The sequence below is a fragment of the Mycobacterium paraterrae genome (assembly GCF_022430545.2).
Taxonomy (GTDB): domain Bacteria; phylum Actinomycetota; class Actinomycetes; order Mycobacteriales; family Mycobacteriaceae; genus Mycobacterium; species Mycobacterium paraterrae.
In genome coordinates this window covers 4,732,925-4,751,264 of the sequence record NZ_CP092488.2, presented here as the reverse complement: position 1 = coordinate 4,751,264, position 18,340 = coordinate 4,732,925, and the positions used below count along the sequence as shown (strand labels likewise).

19 protein-coding genes and 1 tRNA gene are annotated in these 18,340 nt (G+C 63.6%); 11 read left to right on the top strand and 9 right to left on the bottom strand.

The genetic code is table 11. The features are described from left to right. The first annotated feature begins 102 nt into the window (after positions 1 to 102). The 7 genes from MKK62_RS22895 to MKK62_RS22865 are packed head-to-tail and all read left to right on the top strand — an operon-like array spanning position 103 to position 6,261. Positions 103 to 966: a ParA family protein gene (locus MKK62_RS22895; RefSeq protein WP_240263561.1), complete on the top strand. Its 864-nt coding sequence runs from the start codon at positions 103 to 105 to the stop codon at positions 964 to 966. Continuing rightward, positions 963 to 1,772: a segregation/condensation protein A gene (locus MKK62_RS22890; RefSeq protein ID WP_240263562.1), complete on the top strand. Its 810-nt coding sequence runs from the start codon at positions 963 to 965 to the stop codon at positions 1,770 to 1,772. Before MKK62_RS22895 ends, MKK62_RS22890 begins: the two co-directional genes overlap by 4 nt. Continuing rightward, the gene (gene scpB, locus MKK62_RS22885) at positions 1,769 to 2,524 is read left to right on the top strand and encodes an SMC-Scp complex subunit ScpB (RefSeq protein ID WP_240263563.1); all 756 of its coding nucleotides are present in this window, start codon (positions 1,769 to 1,771) and stop codon (positions 2,522 to 2,524) included. Before MKK62_RS22890 ends, scpB begins: the two co-directional genes overlap by 4 nt. Then, positions 2,521 to 3,276: a pseudouridine synthase gene (locus MKK62_RS22880; protein WP_240263564.1), complete on the top strand. Its 756-nt coding sequence runs from the start codon at positions 2,521 to 2,523 to the stop codon at positions 3,274 to 3,276. The genes scpB and MKK62_RS22880 overlap by 4 nt, the downstream gene beginning before the upstream one ends. Then, positions 3,273 to 4,004: a (d)CMP kinase gene (cmk, locus tag MKK62_RS22875; RefSeq protein WP_434084985.1), complete on the top strand. Its 732-nt coding sequence runs from the start codon at positions 3,273 to 3,275 to the stop codon at positions 4,002 to 4,004. Before MKK62_RS22880 ends, cmk begins: the two co-directional genes overlap by 4 nt. Positions 4,005 to 4,031: 27 nt before the next feature. After that, positions 4,032 to 5,435: a ribosome biogenesis GTPase Der gene (gene der / locus MKK62_RS22870; protein WP_240263565.1), complete on the top strand. Its 1,404-nt coding sequence runs from the start codon at positions 4,032 to 4,034 to the stop codon at positions 5,433 to 5,435. Between the two features lie 49 nt (positions 5,436 to 5,484). Then, positions 5,485 to 6,261 carry a sulfite exporter TauE/SafE family protein gene (locus tag MKK62_RS22865; protein ID WP_240263982.1) on the top strand — a complete coding sequence of 259 codons (777 nt, stop codon included), beginning with the start codon at positions 5,485 to 5,487 and terminating at the stop codon, positions 6,259 to 6,261. Positions 6,262 to 6,265: 4 nt separating this feature from the next. Here MKK62_RS22865 and MKK62_RS22860 read toward each other — a convergent pair whose 3' ends face one another. Further along, a complete protein-coding gene (locus tag MKK62_RS22860; protein WP_240263566.1) occupies positions 6,266 to 6,946 on the bottom strand; it encodes a DUF3060 domain-containing protein in 681 nt (226 codons plus the stop codon). 64 nt (positions 6,947 to 7,010) lie between these two features. Between MKK62_RS22860 and MKK62_RS22855 the strand changes: the two genes are divergently transcribed. Beyond that, positions 7,011 to 8,036 (top strand): NADP-dependent oxidoreductase, encoded by a 1,026-nt coding sequence (locus MKK62_RS22855; protein WP_240263567.1) that lies wholly within the window; start codon positions 7,011 to 7,013, stop codon positions 8,034 to 8,036. On the opposite strand, the gene MKK62_RS22850 is transcribed toward MKK62_RS22855, so the two are convergent. Both MKK62_RS22850 and MKK62_RS22845 read right to left on the bottom strand, forming a co-directional pair. Further along, positions 8,033 to 8,443, bottom strand: coding sequence for a VOC family protein (locus tag MKK62_RS22850; protein WP_240263568.1), 411 nt, complete (start codon positions 8,441 to 8,443; stop codon positions 8,033 to 8,035). The two genes, MKK62_RS22855 and MKK62_RS22850, sit on opposite strands and share 4 nt — an antisense overlap. A gap of 5 nt (positions 8,444 to 8,448) precedes the next feature. Next, a complete protein-coding gene (locus tag MKK62_RS22845) occupies positions 8,449 to 8,898 on the bottom strand; it encodes a helix-turn-helix transcriptional regulator (protein WP_240263569.1) in 450 nt (149 codons plus the stop codon). A gap of 87 nt (positions 8,899 to 8,985) precedes the next feature. Between MKK62_RS22845 and MKK62_RS22840 the strand changes: the two genes are divergently transcribed. Beyond that, positions 8,986 to 9,062: transfer RNA gene (locus tag MKK62_RS22840), tRNA-Pro, on the top strand. A gap of 105 nt (positions 9,063 to 9,167) precedes the next feature. On the opposite strand, the gene MKK62_RS22835 is transcribed toward MKK62_RS22840, so the two are convergent. The 3 genes from MKK62_RS22835 to MKK62_RS22825 all read right to left on the bottom strand — a co-directional run bounded on the left by MKK62_RS22835 (position 9,168) and on the right by MKK62_RS22825 (position 12,115). Further along, complete coding sequence (locus MKK62_RS22835; RefSeq protein WP_240263570.1) at positions 9,168 to 9,806, bottom strand: DUF5995 family protein; 639 nt, start codon at positions 9,804 to 9,806, stop codon at positions 9,168 to 9,170. A 132-nt stretch (positions 9,807 to 9,938) separates the two neighbouring features. Continuing rightward, positions 9,939 to 10,829, bottom strand: coding sequence for a tachylectin-related carbohydrate-binding protein (locus MKK62_RS22830; protein WP_240263571.1), 891 nt, complete (start codon positions 10,827 to 10,829; stop codon positions 9,939 to 9,941). 302 nt (positions 10,830 to 11,131) lie between these two features. Beyond that, complete coding sequence (locus tag MKK62_RS22825) at positions 11,132 to 12,115, bottom strand: Acg family FMN-binding oxidoreductase (RefSeq protein WP_240263572.1); 984 nt, start codon at positions 12,113 to 12,115, stop codon at positions 11,132 to 11,134. Positions 12,116 to 12,505: 390 nt separating this feature from the next. On the opposite strand from MKK62_RS22825, the gene MKK62_RS22820 reads away from it, so the two are divergent. After that, a complete protein-coding gene (locus MKK62_RS22820; RefSeq protein WP_240263573.1) occupies positions 12,506 to 13,381 on the top strand; it encodes a universal stress protein in 876 nt (291 codons plus the stop codon). Beyond that, positions 13,378 to 15,801: a phosphoketolase family protein gene (locus tag MKK62_RS22815; protein WP_240263574.1), complete on the top strand. Its 2,424-nt coding sequence runs from the start codon at positions 13,378 to 13,380 to the stop codon at positions 15,799 to 15,801. The genes MKK62_RS22820 and MKK62_RS22815 overlap by 4 nt, the downstream gene beginning before the upstream one ends. A 13-nt stretch (positions 15,802 to 15,814) precedes the next feature. On the opposite strand, the gene MKK62_RS22810 is transcribed toward MKK62_RS22815, so the two are convergent. The 3 genes from MKK62_RS22810 to MKK62_RS22800 form a co-directional block, all read right to left on the bottom strand. Then, positions 15,815 to 16,591 (bottom strand): universal stress protein, encoded by a 777-nt coding sequence (locus MKK62_RS22810; RefSeq protein ID WP_240263983.1) that lies wholly within the window; start codon positions 16,589 to 16,591, stop codon positions 15,815 to 15,817. A 163-nt stretch (positions 16,592 to 16,754) separates the two neighbouring features. Then, a complete protein-coding gene (locus tag MKK62_RS22805) occupies positions 16,755 to 16,910 on the bottom strand; it encodes a hypothetical protein (RefSeq protein WP_240263575.1) in 156 nt (51 codons plus the stop codon). A 4-nt stretch (positions 16,911 to 16,914) separates the two neighbouring features. Then, positions 16,915 to 17,808 (bottom strand): universal stress protein, encoded by an 894-nt coding sequence (locus MKK62_RS22800; RefSeq protein ID WP_240263576.1) that lies wholly within the window; start codon positions 17,806 to 17,808, stop codon positions 16,915 to 16,917. Positions 17,809 to 18,340: the final 532 nt, after the last annotated feature.

The following is an 18,340-nucleotide window of genomic DNA, read 5'->3' as shown; positions in this document are numbered from 1 at the left end:
GCGGTCGCCGGCGACGATGCCTCGCGTAGCGATGCTGAGGAGCGGCGCAGACGAGTGCGCCGGCGACGATGCCTCGCGTCGAGACGCTGAGGAGCGGCCCAGATGACTGACGGGGCGGATAGCAACATCGAAGTCGGCCTGACCGGCCGTCGCCCGCGGACGATTCCCGAGCCCAAGCCGCGCACGTCGCACGGCCCGGCCAAAGTCATCGCGATGTGCAACCAAAAAGGTGGCGTGGGAAAAACCACGTCGACGATCAACCTGGGTGCCGCGCTCGCCGAATACGGCCGTCGGGTGTTGCTGGTGGACCTGGACCCGCAGGGCGCGCTGTCCGCGGGCCTGGGCGTGCCGCACTACGAGCTGGAGCACACGGTCCACAACCTGCTGGTCGAGCCGAGGGTGTCGCTGGACCAGGTGCTGATGCACACCCGGGTAAAGAACCTGGATTTGGTGCCGAGCAACATCGATTTGTCCGCTGCGGAGATCCAGTTGGTCAACGAGGTCGGCCGCGAGCAGACGCTGGCGCGTGCGCTGCATCCGGTGCTGGACCGCTACGACTATGTCCTGATCGACTGTCAGCCGTCGCTGGGCCTGCTCACGGTCAACGGCCTGGCGTGCGCCGACGGCGTTGTCATCCCGACCGAATGCGAATTCTTCTCACTGCGCGGCCTGGCCTTGCTGACCGACACCGTGGAGAAGGTCCGCGACCGGCTCAACCCGAAGCTGGACATCAGCGGCATCTTGATCACGCGTTACGACCCGCGGACGGTCAACTCCCGCGAGGTGATGGCTCGCGTCGTGGAGCGCTTCGGCGACCTCGTGTTCGACACCGTCATCACCCGTACCGTCCGCTTCCCGGAGACCAGCGTCGCCGGCGAACCGATTACGTCGTGGGCACCGAAATCGGGCGGCGCGGCCGCCTATCGGTCGTTGGCCCGCGAGGTGATCGACCGGTTCGGCGCGTGACCGGCGGAGCGACCTGCGAGGCATCAACTCAGAACGGCTTCCAGGTCAAGCTGAACAATTTCGAGGGTCCGTTCGATCTCTTGCTCCAACTGATCTTTGCTCACCGTCTCGACGTGACCGAGGTGGCGCTGCACCAGGTCACCGACGACTTCATCGCCTACACCAAGGCCATCGGCGCGGCGCTCGAACTCGAGGAAACCACGGCATTTCTCGTCGTCGCCGCGACGCTGCTCGACCTCAAAGCCGCCCGGCTGTTGCCGTCGGGCCAGGTCACAGACGAGGAAGACCTGGCGCTACTGGAGGTACGCGACCTGTTATTCGCCCGGCTGCTGCAATACCGAGCCTTCAAGCATGTCGCGTCCATCTTCGGTGAGCTCGAAGCCGCCGCCCTACGCAGCTATCCACGCGCGGTGTCGCTGGAGGACAAGTTCGCCGACTTGCTTCCGGAGGTGATGCTCGGAGTCGACGCCCAGACCTTCGCGGAGATCGCCGCGACCGCCTTCACTCCCCGTCCGGTCCCGACCGTCGGCACCGAGCACCTGCACCAGGTGTACGTATCGGTTCCCGAGCAGGCCAAGCGGCTGCTGTGGTTCCTCGAACAGCGCGGAATAGGGCAGTGGGCGTCGTTTTCCGATCTCGTCGCCGACTGCGAGCCGATCGAGATCGTCGGCCGCTTCCTGGCTCTGCTCGAGCTGTATCGTTCGCGGGCGGTAGCATTCGACCAGGCAGAACCGCTTGGTGCCCTCCAGGTTTCGTGGACCGGAGAACAGCCGACCAGCGCAGAATTACGGGACGAATATCAATGACCTCCAGCGACGATGCAGAAGTGGGCATCGACGTACCTGTCGACTCATCCACTTCGAACCCCGACGCGGACCTCGACTCCGGGACGAACCTCGGTATCGACGTCGCGACGGCGCCCGAGCTCGAGGACGGCGAGTTGGGTGCAGTGCTCGAAGCGCTGCTGCTGGTCGTCGACACTCCCGTCCCGGTCGAGGCGCTGGCCGCAGCCACCGAGCAACCCGCCTTCCGGGTGGCCGCCAAGCTGCGGCAGATGGCCGACGACTTCGCCGAACGCGACAGCGGCATCGACCTGCGCGAGGCCGGGGGCGGCTGGCGGCTCTACACCCGCGCGCGCTTCGCGCCCTACGTGGAGCGGCTGCTGCTGGATGGCTCACGCTCGAAGCTCACCCGGGCCGCACTGGAAACGCTGGCCGTGGTCGCCTACCGGCAACCGGTGACGCGAGCGCGGGTGAGCGCGGTCCGCGGCGTGAACGTCGACGCGGTGATGCGCACGCTGCTCGCGCGAGGGCTGATCACCGAAGCCGGCACCGATGCCGACACCGGCGCGGTGACTTTCGCGACCACCGAGCTGTTTCTGGAACGGCTTGGGTTGTCGTCGTTGACCGATCTCCCCGATATCGCACCGCTGCTCCCCGATGTCGACACGATCGACGATTTGAGCGAATCCCTGGACGAGGAGCCACGTTTCGCGAAGCTTTCCGGCGCGACAGTGACCAGCGACCAGCCGCTGTCGTTCGACGTGGACACCGAATGACGCCGGGAACCGCCGAATCCGACGGGGTTCGCCTTCAGAAAGTGTTGTCGCAGGCCGGTATTGCCTCACGACGGGTTGCGGAGCGGATGATCACCGACGGTCGCGTCGAGGTCGACGGTCAGGTGGTGACGGAACTGGGCACCCGGGTCGATCCGGATGCATCGGAGATCCGGGTCGACGGTGCGCGGGTGATCCTCGACGACTCGCTGGTCTATCTGGCGCTCAATAAACCGCAGGGCATGCACTCGACGATGTCCGACGACCGCGGCCGGCCATGCATCGGCGACCTGGTGGAGCACCGCGTCCGGGGCAACAAGAAGCTGTTCCACGTCGGACGGCTCGATGCCGACACCGAGGGCCTGATTCTGTTGACCAACGACGGTGAGCTCGCCCATCGTCTGATGCACCCGTCGTACGAGATACCCAAGACCTACGTCGCTACCGTCAACGGAGCTGTGCCCCGGGGTCTGGGCAAAAAGCTCAAGGCGGGAATCGAATTGGATGACGGTCCCATCGCTGTCGACGACTTCGCGGTGGTGGACGCGGTGCCGGGTAAGACGCTGATCCGGGTCACGCTGCACGAAGGACGCAAACGCATCGTGCGCCGGATGCTGGCCGCGGCGGGCTTCCCGGTCCAAGCCCTGGTCCGCACCGACATCGGCGCGGTGACACTGGGGGACCAGCGGCCGGGCAGCATCCGGGCGTTGCGCCGCAACGAGATCGGCGAACTCTACAAAGCGGTCGGGCTGTGAGCGGAGCGAACGCAGCGAGCGACGGGAGTGCAGCGAACCATCCGGCACCGAGCGTGGTCGTCGCCGTCGACGGGCCGGCAGGAACCGGAAAGTCTTCGGTATCAAGGGGATTAGCGCGTGCGCTGCACGCCCGATATCTCGACACCGGCGCCATGTACCGCATCGCGACCTTGGCGGTGCTGCGTGCCGGCGTCGACCCGGCGGATTCCGACGCCGTTGACTCTGTCGCTGCCACGGCGAACATATCGGTGAGCCACGACCCCGGCGAGGACCGCAGTTACCTTGACGGCGAAGATGTTTCGTCAGAGATTCGCGGCGACGAGGTCACCCGCGCGGTGTCCGCGGTGTCTTCGGTGCCCGCGGTGCGCGGTCGTCTCGTCGAGTTGCAGCGGGCCCTCGTCGATGGGCCGGGCGGCGTCGTGGTCGAGGGCCGCGACATCGGCACCGTGGTACTGCCCGACGCTGACCTGAAAGTGTTTCTGACCGCCTCGGCCGAGACGCGGGCACGTCGTCGCAACGACCAGAACGTCGCCGCCGGCCAGCCCGACGATTATGCGGGCGTACTTGCCGACGTACGGCGCCGCGACCACCTCGACTCCACTCGCGCCGTGTCGCCGCTGCGTGCCGCCTCGGACGCGGTGGTGGTCGACACCAGCGAGATGACGGAGTCCGAAGTGATCGACCACCTGCTGGATTTGGTCAAGCAGCGAAGCGAGGCCAGCCGATGACGCCCGCCGACAAAGCGAGACCAGCCGATGAGTGAAGACGGTACGTGGGTCGACGAAAGCGATTGGGAGTCGGCCGAGTTCATCGAAAACGTCGACGACGAGTTCAGTGGCCCACCGCCGGTGGTAGCGGTGGTAGGCCGGCCGAACGTCGGTAAGTCGACGCTGGTCAACCGGATTCTGGGCCGACGAGAAGCGGTCGTGCAAGACATCCCCGGGGTGACGCGCGACCGAGTGTCCTACGACGCGTTGTGGACCGGGCGTCGATTCGTCGTGCAGGACACCGGCGGCTGGGAGCCCGACGCCAAGGGCCTGCAGCAGCTGGTGGCCGAGCAGGCGTCGGTAGCGATGCGGACCGCCGACGCGGTGATCATGGTGGTGGATGCCGTCGTCGGCGCGACCGCGGGCGACGAAGCGGCGGCGCGCATCCTGCGGCGCTCGGGCAAACCGGTGTTCTTGGCCGCTAACAAAGTCGACAGCGACAAGGGGGAAGCCGACGCCGCCGCCTTGTGGTCGCTAGGCATCGGTGAGCCCTACGCGATCAGCGCGATGCACGGCCGCGGGGTCGCCGATCTGCTCGACGCCGTCGTCGGTGCGCTGCCCGAAGTCGCGGAATTGGCCTCCGCGCAGGGCGGCCCGCGGCGGGTGGCGTTGGTCGGCAAGCCCAACGTCGGCAAGAGTTCGCTGCTGAACCGCTTGGCCGGCGACGAGCGTTCGGTGGTGCATGACGTAGCCGGCACTACCGTCGACCCTGTCGACTCGCTGATCGAATTGGACGGCAAAATTTGGCGATTCGTCGATACGGCCGGTCTGCGCCGCAAGGTCGGGCAGGCCAGCGGGCATGAGTTCTATGCCTCGGTGCGCACCCACGGCGCGATCGATGCCGCCGAGGTCGTGATCGTGCTGATCGACGGTTCGGAGCCGCTGACCGAGCAGGACCTGCGAGTGCTGTCGATGGTCATCGAGGCCGGACGGGCGCTGGTGCTGGCGTTCAACAAGTGGGATCTGGTCGACGAGGATCGTCGCTATCTGCTGGAAAAGGAGATCGACCGCGAACTGGTGCAGATTCGCTGGGCCCAGCGGGTGAATATCTCTGCCAAGACCGGCCGCGCCGTTCAGAAGCTGGTTCCTGCGCTGGAAAATGCGTTGGCGTCGTGGGATGCCCGCATCGGTACCGGCCGGCTGAACACCTGGATCAAAGAGGTCGTGGCGGCAACGCCGCCGCCGGTACGGGGCGGCAAGCAGCCGCGCATCCTGTTCGCCACGCAGGCCGCATCACGTCCACCGACCTTCGTGTTGTTCACCAGTGGCTTCCTGGAAGCCGGCTATCGTCGGTTCTTGGAACGCCGCCTGCGCGAGACCTTCGGCTTCGAAGGCAGTCCTATCCGGATCAACGTGCGCGTGCGCGATAAGCGCAAACCGAAGTCGCGCTGACTGTGACGTAGTCGCCGAAAACGGGCCAACTACAGTTGTTTCGGTGCCCATGACTCACGCGGCCCTGATTGCGCTCGCCGGCATGGCCGCGGGCGCGATCAACGCTTTGGTCGGATCGGGCACGTTGATCACCTTCCCGACGTTGGTCGCGATGGGCTACCCACCGGTCACCTCCACGATGTCGAACGCCGTCGGTCTGGTCGCCGGCAGCACGTCGGGGACCTGGGGCTATCGCCGGGAACTGCGCGGTCAATGGGACCGATTGCGCTGGCAGATCCCGGCGTCGGTCCTGGGCGCCGCGGTGGGCGCCTGGTTGCTCCTGCATCTTCCCGAAACGACGTTCGCCCGGATCGTGCCGGTGCTCCTCGTCGCGGCACTCGCATTGGTCGTGGTAGGACCGCGGATTCAGAGCTGGGCCCGGAAACGCGCCGAGAAGGCCGGCCGCGCCGCCGACGAGGTGTCACCGCGCCGGATGGCGGCCCTAGTGGTGAGCACGTTCGCAATCGGTGTCTACGGCGGATATTTCACTGCGGCGCAAGGAATTATGCTGGTCGCAGCGATGGGCGCACTGCTGCCCGAATCGGTGCAGCGCACCAACGCCGCGAAGAACCTTCTGGCGTTGCTCGTCAATATTGTTGCAGCACTGGCCTATACGTTCGTGGCCTTTCACCGGATCAGCTGGGCGGCCGCGGGCCTCATAGCTTTCGGATCGTTGATCGGCGGCTGGCTCGGGGCACACTATGGTCGGCGGCTGTCGCCGAACGCGCTGCGCGCCACCATCGTCGTCGTCGGACTGATCGGCCTTTACCGGCTACTCGCGGTGTGAGCTGTCAGCCCTTCTGCACGACGTTGTTCAGGCCAGAGTTCCCGACTTTCGGGGATCCGTTGTGATAGGTGACGTGGTTGCCAGAGCCGGAGACTTGGATCCTGTCGGCCGCGTCGGCAATGACTTCGTTCTGGATGCCGGACACAGTGACGCTCGTGCAGTGCCCGGAGATGGTGACGTTGTTGGTGATGCCGCTGACGCTGACGCTGCCCCCGTTGCAGGCGATGGTGCGGACCTCGCTGATCCCGGACACCGTGATGTTCTCACCCGCCGGTGCGCTCGTTGCCGAACTCGTCGGTGGCGACACCGATACCGAACCCGGCGCAACCGCTGACGGCGAGGGACTGATCGACGAGACACTCGGCGCCGGCAGGAGGGTGGTCAGGCCGCCCCGCGACATCTGATGCGTGCTGAACACAAAGATCCCGATCGGCAGCGCGATCATGCCAACGACGAACAGCGCAAGCAGGATCCATAGCCCTCGGCCCTGTCGTCGGGCGCCCGTCGGTAGGGGCTGAAACGAACCGCCGTAGGGCAGCGTGGTCGGTGGCGACAGGGGAGGCCCGGGCGGCGGTGCCCATTTACCCGGTGGTGGATTCGCTGCGGCTTCGGACGCGCGCGCGGCGTCGGCCAGCGGCTGCTCCAGCTCGCGGATGCGCGCTTCTGGGTCATCCTCGGATTTCATTTCTTGATGCTCGCATACCACGATCACCCCGAATAGGGCATTTGTGTTCGGTAGTTTCTGCATCGTGCCCGACTTAGTCAATCGCCAAGTCCTGCTACGCCGTCGCCCGAGTGGTTTGGTCCAGCCCGGCGACACCGAATTGGTGAGCACGCCGGCACCCGAACCCGCCGACGGCGAAGCGCTGGTCCGCACGACATACGTAGGTCTCGACGCCGCGGTGCGGACCTGGCTCAACGACCAACAGGGGTATCTGCCGCCCGTGCAGCTGGGCGACGTCATTCGCGCCGCCGGGATCGGTGAGGTCGTGGCGTCGCGGTGTGACGCGTACAAGGTGGGCGACGTGATCACCACGCTTACCGGTTTCCAGGAATATGTGATCATCCGCGATGACGTGTTCAGCACGCCCATTCCCGGCGAGACCGACCAGCTCGCGATCATGTCGGTCTACGGTCCAACCGGTGCGACGGCGTACATCGGGATGACCGATGTGGGTAAGCCGCAGGCCGGTGACACGGTGGTGGTGTCGGCAGCCGCGGGCGCCACTGGCTCAATCGCCGGGCAGATCGCCAAGATCGCCGGAGCCCGAGTCGTGGGTATCGCCGGCGGGCCGGAGAAGTGCCGGGCGGTGGTCGAGGACTTCGGTTTCGACGCGTGTATCGACTACAAGCACGACGACCTCGAGGCGGCGCTCAAACAGCACTGCCCGCAACGGGTCAACGTGTACTTCGACAATGTCGGCGGCCCGATCCTCGACGCCGTGCTGGGCCGCTTGGCGATGAACGCACGAGTTGTGTTGTGCGGCATCATTTCCAGCTACTTGACTGGCGACCACCCCGGTCCGGCTAACTACGTCAACCTGCTGTCCAAGACCGCGACGATGCAGGGATTCAACGCGCTCGATCAGTGGAGCCGTTTCGACGAGGCATCGGCCGCTCTTCGCAAATGGGGGCATGAGGGCCGAATCAACGCGCGCCAGACCGTCTTCGAGGGCATCGATTCCTGTGTCGATGCCCTCAACGGGCTCTTCACCGGCGCCAACATCGGCAAGATGCTGGTCAAGTTGAGCGAACCGACGGCCTCAGACACCTAGGCCAGTTCCTGGATGCGGATCATGGTGCCCGCGGGATCCCGCACGGCGCAGTCGCGGATTCCGTAGGGCTGCTTGGTGGGCTCTTGCACGATGTCGGCGTTGCCGGCCTGAAGCCGCTCGAACGTGCCGTCGAGGTCCTTCGTCGCCAAGACGATCATCGCGTAGGTGCCCTTAGCCATCATCTCGGTGATCATTCGACGCTCGTCATCGGTGATGCCGGGGTTGGCGGTCGGCGGGCTCAAAACAATAGACGTACCAGGCTGATTCGGCGGTCCGACGGTGATCCAACGCATCGCACCCTTGCCGACGTCGAGTCGGACCTCGAAGCCCAACGTGTCGCGGTAGAACGCCAGCGATTCTTCTGGATCGAGATGGGGCAGCATGCTCGAATGAATGGTGATGTCCATGACGGTCACGCTAGGTGCAGCGAGGTCGCGGGCGCTTCTCGATTCCTGACCGGTTTGGTCACCTGCTTCTCCACGCAGGACGGCAGCCCCACGACGACGTGTGCCGTCTGGTCTCGATAGTGGCTCGGCGAGATGCCGACCAGTTCGGTGAACCGGGTGCTGAAGGTGCCGAGCGACGAGCAGCCGACGGCGAAGCAGACCTCGGTGACGCTGAGATCGCCGCGGCGCAGCAGCGCCATCGCGCGCTCGATGCGGCGGGTCATCAGGTAGGAGTAGGGCGACTCGCCGTAGGCGATCCTGAATTGGCGACTCAGGTGACCGGCGGACATATTCGCGTCGCGGGCCAGCGCCTCGACGTCGAGTGGTTGCGCGTAGTCGCGGTCGATACGGTCCCGGACGCGACGCAGGCGTACCAGGTCGCGCAGACGCTGATCGTCGGTTGGTTTGCCGGCCACGCGCGCGATCGTGCCACCTCCGGTTCGGGTTGGGGTCGCCTTTGTGGTCTGCTGTAGGCTTTCCACCTGCTGCCGGTTCGGCGGCAACGGGCTGTGGCGCAGTTTGGTAGCGCACTTGACTGGGGGTCAAGTGGTCGCAGGTTCAAATCCTGTCAGCCCGACCATGTGATGTCTCAAGACATCGGAATGGTTCCGAACCTGCGTTAGGTTCGGAATTTTTTCCGTTTGGGGCCCTTTGGTGGGAATCTGTCCGACTTGGCGGTTCGCGATCAGATGAGCGGGGTCAGCAACAACCGCGACCCCATCCCGACGGTTCGGGCCAGCGTGGCGATATAGATATCGGACAATGTGCGCGCCCGCCTCAGTTCCCACAGTGTCTGCGCTGTCAGCCAGGCAAAATCTCGGGCCTTATCGATGTCCCACGACGTGACCAGGTGCGCGACCGGCTCAAGGTGGTCGTCGATAGAGTTTTCGACCGTGTTGAGGAATTGCCGCCGAATCTCGGCCTCGACGCTGGCCAAGAGTTCGTTGACCTTCTCGTAATCGTCGCGGATACCCGGGCTGTCGGGCGTGCACCTTCGGGCCGCGCAGGTCGCGACCACGGCGAGCGGCAGATCGTTCTCGATATGCGTGTTCATACCGGCGAGTGCGAATTGGATCGGCAATATGGCTTTGCACGTCCGCGATGCGAACAAGGGCTCCCACGCCTTGGGCTTGTCGGACGCGGCGTTGTACGCGTCGAACCAGTAGCCGGCGAACCGCACATCGAGGTCAGCGATGAACGCGTCGTCGTGAAAAAAGTGGCCCGATGTCAAGCAATCCTGCACCGCCTCGGTCACGCGCAGATAGACGCTGTTGAAAACGCCAGCGCCGTCACCCGCGGGCACGTCGGACTCGATGGCGCGCATTTGCGTAAGCACATCGGCAACGGAATTTGGGCTCATTCGTTCATCACAGCAGACTGATTCCGACGCAGTGCGCAATTGTGTCGCTCAATAGTGTGGAACCTCGCAATCGACTGTGCCCGGGGGGCGACAGCTCTACCAGCCGTGCCCGATCTTCGTGCCTGATCGCGGGTGCCAGCCGGTCGAACCGGTTGGGTCATTTTCGCCATCGCCGGTGTACTTGTACCAGTACAGATCACCATTCGGTTCGACCGCGTATAGAGCCACACCGAAGCCGCCGTTGTCGTCCGGTCCGCCGACAATTCGCGTGAATCGGTCCCATCCCCGCCCGATGATGTTGCGAGAGTTGGGATGCCACCCGGTACCTCCACTGCGGTCCTGCGTGCCGTCACCCTCGTACAAGTACCAGCGCAGGTCGCCGTTGTTCTCTACCCCGAGCAGAACGTCCGAGGCGGCGGTGAGTATCGCGAAGTCTTGCCACCCGTTACCGATGGTGTTACCGGAATTCGGTGCCCAACCAGTGTTGCCGGATCGGTCTTCTTTCCCATCGCCGACATAGCGGTACCAGCGCAAGTCGCCGTTAGGCTCCACCCCATAGAGCGTGCTAGCCGGGTTATTGGCGATCCTGCCAGCCTTGGGCGTACACACCAGGCTGACGAAGCCTTGCCAGCCGTTGCCGATGATGTTGCGGGAGTTTGCATCCCAGCCGCGAGAGCCGGCACGGTCCGCGACTCCGTCACCCGCCGTGTATTGATACCAGCGCAGATCACCATTGGGTTCGACCCCGAACAAAATGCCGTCCCCGCCGCCACAGAAGAATTTGAACCCTGCCCATCCGTTGCCGATGATGTTGCGTGAATTAGTCGCCCAATCTCCGGGACTCTCGCCGTGGAGGCCCGATCCGTCGTAGCGATACCAGCGCAGGTCGCCGTTGTTCTCCACTCCGTAGAGTTCGCCCACTCGGGGCAGCCCGCTGTCGACGGGCACTGTTCCTGCGCCGCCACAGGTCAAATGTTTGAACGTCATGATTGACTCCTTCCGCTGAGTTCACGTTAGGAACGTCGAAGAGGCGCATCGTCAGTAGTCGGCTACTGCATTCTGGGTCGCACACTGCAAGGCCAGAGCGGCTGCGCCGGATGGAGCGGTGACTCACAGCGGCCAGCGCCCGCGTCCTGCACGTGGGACTACCGGCTGTTTTCATCATCCAAAATCGTTGCGCGCAGCCCGATGACGTCGAGATGCTGATCCACGAGTGCATTGCCGCCAAGATCGGAGGCCAGCAAGTCGCTTAAGCGGGCGTGACGCCGCTTTGCGCAGCCCGCGCTCCGTCATTCGTTTTCGAACCGGAGAATCTCCGACAGTGGTCGTCGGGGAGTGGGCGGTGGTTGCTTCTCGCCAACGGGAACAACGCCGACGCGGACCAGCACTTGCGGCGTCGCTTCGCGGTCGAGCAGCGCTTTGATCAGGTCGCGGGTGACGTGCAGCTCGGTCACGTGAGTGACCGGGCAGGTCGCCAGGCCGGCCATCGTGCATTCCAGCAGAACAGATGAGAGCGCCTCTCCGGATGCCAGCGCCTCGGCGCGACCGTCGCCGTCGGTGGACAGCAACACGATTGCGGCGTTGTCTTCCGGTATCGCTTCGCGTCGCTTCGGCCCTCGATGACCTGGGAAGGTGCGGTCGAAGGCGACTCGGCCAGCTTCGGAGGCCGAGCCGAGGGCGCTGTAGGGAATACCCTCAGATGACTCGAAAGGGGCTGTCCACCAGCATAGTTCGTCATGGTAGACGGTGTTGTACCACCGCAGTGATTCGGCGGTTTGGGAAGCCTCGATAAGCTGCGGCCGCAGACTCTCGGGGAGCAGATCTATATGGACCGCCTCGCTCGCGCTTGCTGCGCGCAGGATCGGTTCGATCGATTCCCGGTCACTGACTGAGCTGAAGGGCAGCCGATCGGTGTGACGTTCCCAGACCGCGCGCGCACGCCGCCGGTCGCGCTCGGCCACATACGGCGAGCGGGTGAAGCCGATTGACGCTAGATGGTTCTTATTCGCGGGATAGGGAAACCGGTCGACGTCCGTATGCCAACCGGCCGCGGCCATCGCAACGCGAAGATGGTCGAGTGCTGCCCCGCAACTGATGAGGGCTTGGCGCGCGCTGGTATCGGTGGTCATCACGCGGCTCGGATCCAGGAACAGCTGAAGTTGCCCGCGATCGAGAACCCACTGCCAGGGTTGGCTGTTGTGCAGCGAGGGTGCGCGGCATGCCGAACGCACTGCCTCGGTGATAGTGCTGTTGACTGACTCCGTATCGAGCATCGTGGCCCCTCCGTATCGAGCTTCAAGCAATCGTTGTCGCCCCGCCTGCGTGCGGGGAGGGCCATTGGTCCTAGATCCGCGGACCTTATGTCGAGTGCGACAGCAGATCGAGTAGCTCGAGGCACTGACACAAAACCGGATTAGCCGATGCTGACGGGCATTTGACCTCGCTCGGGTGGCGCCATCGCGTGACTGCAGTCTCACGACATTAATTACGCGACGAGTCAGCGGAGCAACGTAGGTAGCCACCAAAATGCTGCAGAAACTCTGCATGACCCAAGCCTTCGTAGGGTCCAACGTCCACTGGCGCGGAGTACTTACGCCTCCTGTCTGACGCGAATGAGGTGGATAGCGTCGTAACTGACTTGCTGCCGGCCCCAGGAGCGCTTCATGAGCGATGACTCATCACCTCGACCAGTGGTTGTCGCCGTGGACGGTTCCGATGCGGCGCTAAGCGCGGCATCGTGGGCGGCCAAAGAAGCCGTCCATCACGACGTTCCGCTGAAAATCGTGTATGTCGCCCACTACACATGCGGCTCATCAGGCGGCGCAACGCTCGACGGTGCGGAACAGCAATACGCGGAAAGCTGCCTGCGCGAAGCTTCTTCAGCGGTGAAAGCGGCTGGCCTTCTCGTGACGATCGAGACCGAGGTGCTGCGCGGTGACGTCGGGGCAACACTGGTGGCCGAGTCGGTGGGCGCGACCCTCGTCTGCGTGGGCTCAACGGGTATCGGTCGCATGGTTGCTGCCGCGTTTGGCTCGACTGCGATAACGCTTGCCGAGCGAGCGCACTGCCCAGTGGCGATCATCCGGTACGACGCTCCCCACCGCGGTTCCTCGGAAGCGGGCTTCATCGTGGCGGTGCTCGACGGCCTCTCCGACGGCGATGCCGCATTGGTTTGGGCGATGGAGGAAGCGCGAGTGCGCCGGGCTCCGGTGCTCGCGCTCGGCATCTTTCCCTGGCCGCCGTTCGATACCAACAATGACCGCTTCTACGACCACCTGGATCACTGGTTGCGTCGATATCCAGACGTCACCGTGGAGGTCGCGACGACGCGTATGAGCGCGCGACGTTATCTCGAAAGCTTCGCTGGTGCGATTCAACTCGTGGTCATCGGGCAGGGCGACGCAGCCACTGTCACTCGTCTCATCGGTCCGCGCCGATTGCCTATTACCGCGCACGCGAATTGCTCAGTGCTGATCGCTCATTCGGCCGGGCACCAGGTCGGCAGTCCCTCGCGAGTGCGGGAAACACAAGCCTCGTGAACACATCTCCCAGTCTCGCCGGCCGCACGTTGGAGCCCGGCCCCCTCTCTGACGATGAACTACGACTGATCGATAGCTACTGGCGCGCCGCCAACTACTTGTCCGTTGGACAGATCTACTTGGTGGCGAACCCCCTATTGGACCAGCCGCTTTTGGCAGAGCACGTCAAGCCGCGGTTGCTGGGTCACTGGGGTACGACGCCGGGGCTCAACCTCATCTACGCACACTTAAACCGGATCATTCGACAACGTGACGCCAACGTCATATACGTGACCGGGCCAGGCCACGGTGGTCCTGGGCTGGTCGCCAATGCCTATTTAGAAGGCACCTACAGTGAGGTCTATCCGGAGATCGGCCAGAACGCAGAAGGTCTCCGAAAACTGTTTCGCCAGTTCTCTTTTCCGGGCGGAATCCCCAGTCATGTCAGTGCACAGACGCCCGGCTCCATACACGAAGGCGGCGAGCTGGGTTATTCGCTCGTGCATGCCTACGGCGCAGCATTCGACAACCCCGCCTTAATAGTCGCATGCGTCGTCGGTGACGGTGAAGCCGAAACCGGGCCGCTTGCTGCCAGCTGGCACTCCAACAAGTTTCTCAATCCCGCCACTGACGGAGCTGTGCTGCCGATTCTGCACCTCAACGGTTACAAGATCGCCAATCCATCTGTCTTGAGCCGCATTCCGGCTGCAGAACTTGAAGCGCTCCTTCGCGGGTACGGGCACCGGCCCATCACCGTGGCCGGCGACGACCCCGCGACCGTCCACCAGCGGTTTGCCGCCGCGCTTGACGACGCATTCGACGACATCAACGCGATTCAGAGCGCAGCCCGAACACGGGGAGTGGCCGAACGGCCGGTATGGCCCATGATCGTGCTCCGCACACCCAAGGGCTGGACAGGTCCGAAGAGCGTCGACGGCAATCCTGTCGAAGGCACCTGGCGGGCCCATCAGGTCCCGCTCACCGAAACACGCAACGATCCGGCTCATCGCGCGCAGTTGGAGAGCTGGCTGCGCAGCTACCGTCCCCAGGAACTGTTCGACGAGCGCGGCACACTGCGCCCGGAACTTCGAGCTCTTGCGCCGGCCGGAGCTCGGAGGATGAGCGCTAACCCGCACGCCAATGGCGGACTTCTGCTGCGGGACCTCGACCTGCCCGACTTCCGTGATTACGCGGTGCCCGTCGACGAACCAGCTGTTCAATCACGAGAATCCACAAAGGTTTTAGGTGCGTTTTTGCGCGACGTGATCGCGCGCAATCCCGACCGGTTCCGTTTGACGGGTCCGGACGAAACTGCCTCGAACAGGCTCGACGCAGTCTTCGAGACAACCGACAAGGTGTGGTTGTCCACGATCGAGGGAAACGACGAAAATCTCGCACCTGATGGCCGAGTGGTCGAAGTCCTGTCCGAGCATCTTTGCCAGGGCTGGCTCGAAGGTTATCTGCTCACCGGCCGCCACGGACTGTTCAACTGTTACGAGGCATTCGTCCACATCGTTGACTCGATGTTCAATCAGCACGCGAAGTGGCTCGCCACCAGCCGCGAACTCGGCTGGCGGCCGCCCGTTGCATCGCTGAATTACCTTCTGAGCTCCCATGTCTGGCGCCAAGACCATAACGGCGCGTCCCATCAAGACCCCGGCTTCATCGACCTAGTCGCCAACAAGCGCCCAGAGGTCGTCCGTGTCTATCTGCCGCCTGACGCCAACACGCTGCTTTCGGTCACCGACCATTGCCTCCGGAGCCGCGACTACGTCAACGTGATCGTGGCCGGAAAGCAACCGGCCTTGACGTACCTGACCATGGATGAGGCGATTCTGCATTGCACCCGCGGGCTTGGGATCTGGCCGTGGGCCAGTACGGCAGTCGCTGAACCCGATGTAGTGCTCGCCTGCGCCGGCGACATCCCTACGCTCGAGACACTCGCCGCCGCCGACATCTTGAGACGCGACCTTCCTGGTCTTCGGGTCAGAGTCGTCAACGTCGTCGATCTGATGCGCTTGATGCCGGATTCAGATCACCCACACGGCCTCACCGACCATGAATTCGACGCGCTGTTCACCAGCAACAAGCCGGTGATCTTCGCCTATCATGGTTATCCCTGGCTCATTCACCGCCTGACCTACCGACGCACTGGTCATCGCAACGTTCACGTCCGCGGCTTCAAAGAACGCGGCACCACTACGACTCCGTTCGACATGGTCATGCTCAATGACCTGGATCGTTTCCACCTGGTGATGGACGTGATCGATCGAGTCGATGGTTTGGCTGAGCGCGCTGCTGGGCTGCGTCAACAAATGGTCGACGCCCGCGTGTCCGCCCGTGCCTATACCCGTGAGCATGGCGAAGACGACCCCGAGATTGCCGCGTGGACCTGGTCGCCGAAGGTCCCGCACGCACGATGGAAGCGTGTCGACACGTAGCGTTCGGGTGTGACTAACGGACGATGAGCAACGAAAAGTCGCTGTGCTTCAAGGCAACAGCACCGCCGGCGCCGAAGATTTGGAAGAGTTCGGCAGTCTTGCGCGCGCTAATCACCGCCAGCTGTGTGGTCGCCGCATGTTCAGAAAGATATCCGAGGAACGTGCTGAAAGCGGTCATGGTGTGAAGTGTTACGTGTGGGTAGCGCGGACTTCGCGCCGCGGCATAGCGATCGAGGATTGCCTGCATGCGACGATCATGATCGACCAGATCGGTATCTTGCTGCAGCAGATCGAATCCTGTTCGGTATGCCGACATCAACACCAAGGCAGCTTCCCTGCGGTTGGCTTCGGCGAAACCCCATTCGAGCGCGGCATCGTCGCTGGCTGACCCGTCGACCAAGGTGACGATCGATCGGTGATCGGGCATTTCCGCGTGGTGCTCACCCCTGACGACCGCAAGCGGACAAGCGGTAGATTGCGCCAATTGCGCTGCTGTTGAACCAAATCCATTAGCCGATGGAGTGCCGGACTCGGCATTGCCGATACATAGCAGGTCGGCGGACCTGGATGCCTCGACCAGTGCGCTCAGCGAGTGGTTCTCGACCCGTCGCGTCTCGACCTTCACCGGGTGCCCTAATTCTTCGATGGCAACGCGGGCTTCGTGGATTGCCTTCTCCGCCGCCGCAATCATTTCCGATCGGACGCTTCGGTCCGCGCCGGGGTTGAGGTCCGAGCAGTAAAGAAGCCGAACCGGATCGGCTGTGCCGGCGACTTCCCGGCCAGCCCACATCGCCGCTCGGATCGCGGCCCTCGAGCCGTCGATCCCGACGACGACCGAGCGCGGGGAATGACCCGTAGACATTGGCACTCCAAGGACTGGCGTTGACTGGATGGTGTCGAGACCGCCGGTGCGTGTTGCACTGCGGTCAGAGCGAATTGATGTCATGCTCGGATTACGTCGGGTCAGATTCTGGACTGTCAGCGGGATTGCTGTGCACGGCTGGCAGACCGCCGCGCTGGTACTGCCAGATCACATACCCTGGCCCGACCAGCACCAGCGCGAAGACCAGAATCCCGGCGATGACGAAGATCGCTAAGTCTTGGCTCACTTCGTCACCGCACAGATTTTCGGGCCACGATCACCGGCGTGCGCGCTGATTGGACGAGGGCGTTGCTCACTGAGCCAAGGACCAAGCGGCCGGCGAAGGTTCTTCCGTGACTGCCCACAACGACGAGTTGAGCGGAGCGGGCGGCGTCGACTAACGCGCGGCTCGGAGCATCGCAGACAAGCGACGTCGTCACTTTGACGTCGGGGTAGCGCTCGCGCCAACCGGCCAGCGCCTCCGAAAGCAAACGCTGCTCTTCGGCTTTGACTTCCGACCAGTCGATGCCAGGAAGCTCGACGAGTTCCCGATCGCTCCAGGCATGCACGGCCACCAGTTCGACGTGACGGCGTGAAGCCTCGTCGAAAGCCAGCTTGGTGGCAAGCTCCGAGGAGGACGAGCCGTCTATTCCCACGAGAACGGGTCGCTGGTCGGGCTGCCCGGCGGGTGCCCCCTCGTCGCGAATGACCGCCACCGGGCAATGGGCGTGTCGCACGAGTCCCGAGCTGACGGAGCCAAGCAATCCTCGGGTGAGTGCCCCGCGCCCGTCGGTGCCAACGGCTATTAACTCGGCGCGCCGCGAGAGCTCGATGAGTTTGGGAACCGTTGCCGCGAAGAGTAGTTCACCGTCAATCTGCACTGCGGAGTTCTCTCCGATCGCGTCGTAGGCGATCTTGAAGGCGCTCGCGAGGACATTGCGCCCCTCTGCTTCCTGCCAGCCGCGCACCTGCTCCAGGATCATGATTTGTGACCACGTCGGAGCTTTCGGATCCTCGACATGAACCAGGGTCAACGGGACCCGGCGCATCTCGGCGTCGTGGGCGGCCCAGCTAACGGCGGCGTCTGACGCGGCGGATCCGTCTACGCCGACGACGATCCCGTAATGCGTTGTCTTAGATGACATCTTGTTGTCCTCTCGTCGTGGATAACGCTATCCGCGGCGAGTCTTGGAGGCGTGAGGCTTTCGGCCCTATTCCGGGAGGTGTTCGTCCCTTCGTTCAGGGATGCTCATGGTGACGAATCCGGCAAGTCTCGCCGGCCGACCGCGGCGCGTGGTCGATTGAGCGATAGCGTTCCGGGACCAATTATTTGAGTTCTATGTGTCATCCGAACAACGTATGTTCATACCAACTGGCCTCATAAACCCGGATTAATGATACCTTAATTAATCAGCGAAGGATGCTGGCGGTGAATGTGTCATACGATCAGGTGAATCGCATAACCAGGCTTTCAGGAATGTGAGTTCCGTTGCTCTTGGATCCGCGCTTCCTTCACACGCCTGAAGAGGGTTCGGTGTGGGAAAGAACTACTCACAAGCCGCGTCACGAAAGTCACGTACGAGTGCTGAGAAAACTCAACGGCTCACGGGGTTTACGGTATCTGGTCGAGGGCCTCACTTCAGGTCGCCAATGGACGGTCTCGCACCTCACACTGCT

What these genes read in the sequence shown, in the direction of transcription:
- MKK62_RS22820 (WP_240263573.1), top strand. Translation starts at nt 12,506, where the DNA reads ATGAGCGATGACTCATCACCTCGACCAGTGGTTGTCGCCGTGGACGGT.
- MKK62_RS22850 (WP_240263568.1), bottom strand. Translation starts at nt 8,443, where the DNA reads ATGGACATCACCATTCATTCGAGCATGCTGCCCCATCTCGATCCAGAA.
- MKK62_RS22830 (WP_240263571.1), bottom strand. Translation starts at nt 10,829, where the DNA reads ATGACGTTCAAACATTTGACCTGTGGCGGCGCAGGAACAGTGCCCGTC.
- MKK62_RS22800 (WP_240263576.1), bottom strand. Translation starts at nt 17,808, where the DNA reads ATGTCATCTAAGACAACGCATTACGGGATCGTCGTCGGCGTAGACGGA.
- MKK62_RS22835 (WP_240263570.1), bottom strand. Translation starts at nt 9,806, where the DNA reads ATGCGCGCCATCGAGTCCGACGTGCCCGCGGGTGACGGCGCTGGCGTT.
- MKK62_RS22860 (WP_240263566.1), bottom strand. Translation starts at nt 6,946, where the DNA reads ATGAAATCCGAGGATGACCCAGAAGCGCGCATCCGCGAGCTGGAGCAG.
- MKK62_RS22865 (WP_240263982.1), top strand. Translation starts at nt 5,485, where the DNA reads ATGACTCACGCGGCCCTGATTGCGCTCGCCGGCATGGCCGCGGGCGCG.
- MKK62_RS22810 (WP_240263983.1), bottom strand. Translation starts at nt 16,591, where the DNA reads ATGTGGGCTGGCCGGGAAGTCGCCGGCACAGCCGATCCGGTTCGGCTT.
- der (WP_240263565.1), top strand. Translation starts at nt 4,032, where the DNA reads ATGAGTGAAGACGGTACGTGGGTCGACGAAAGCGATTGGGAGTCGGCC.
- MKK62_RS22825 (WP_240263572.1), bottom strand. Translation starts at nt 12,115, where the DNA reads ATGCTCGATACGGAGTCAGTCAACAGCACTATCACCGAGGCAGTGCGT.
- scpB (WP_240263563.1), top strand. Translation starts at nt 1,769, where the DNA reads ATGACCTCCAGCGACGATGCAGAAGTGGGCATCGACGTACCTGTCGAC.
- MKK62_RS22880 (WP_240263564.1), top strand. Translation starts at nt 2,521, where the DNA reads ATGACGCCGGGAACCGCCGAATCCGACGGGGTTCGCCTTCAGAAAGTG.
- MKK62_RS22895 (WP_240263561.1), top strand. Translation starts at nt 103, where the DNA reads ATGACTGACGGGGCGGATAGCAACATCGAAGTCGGCCTGACCGGCCGT.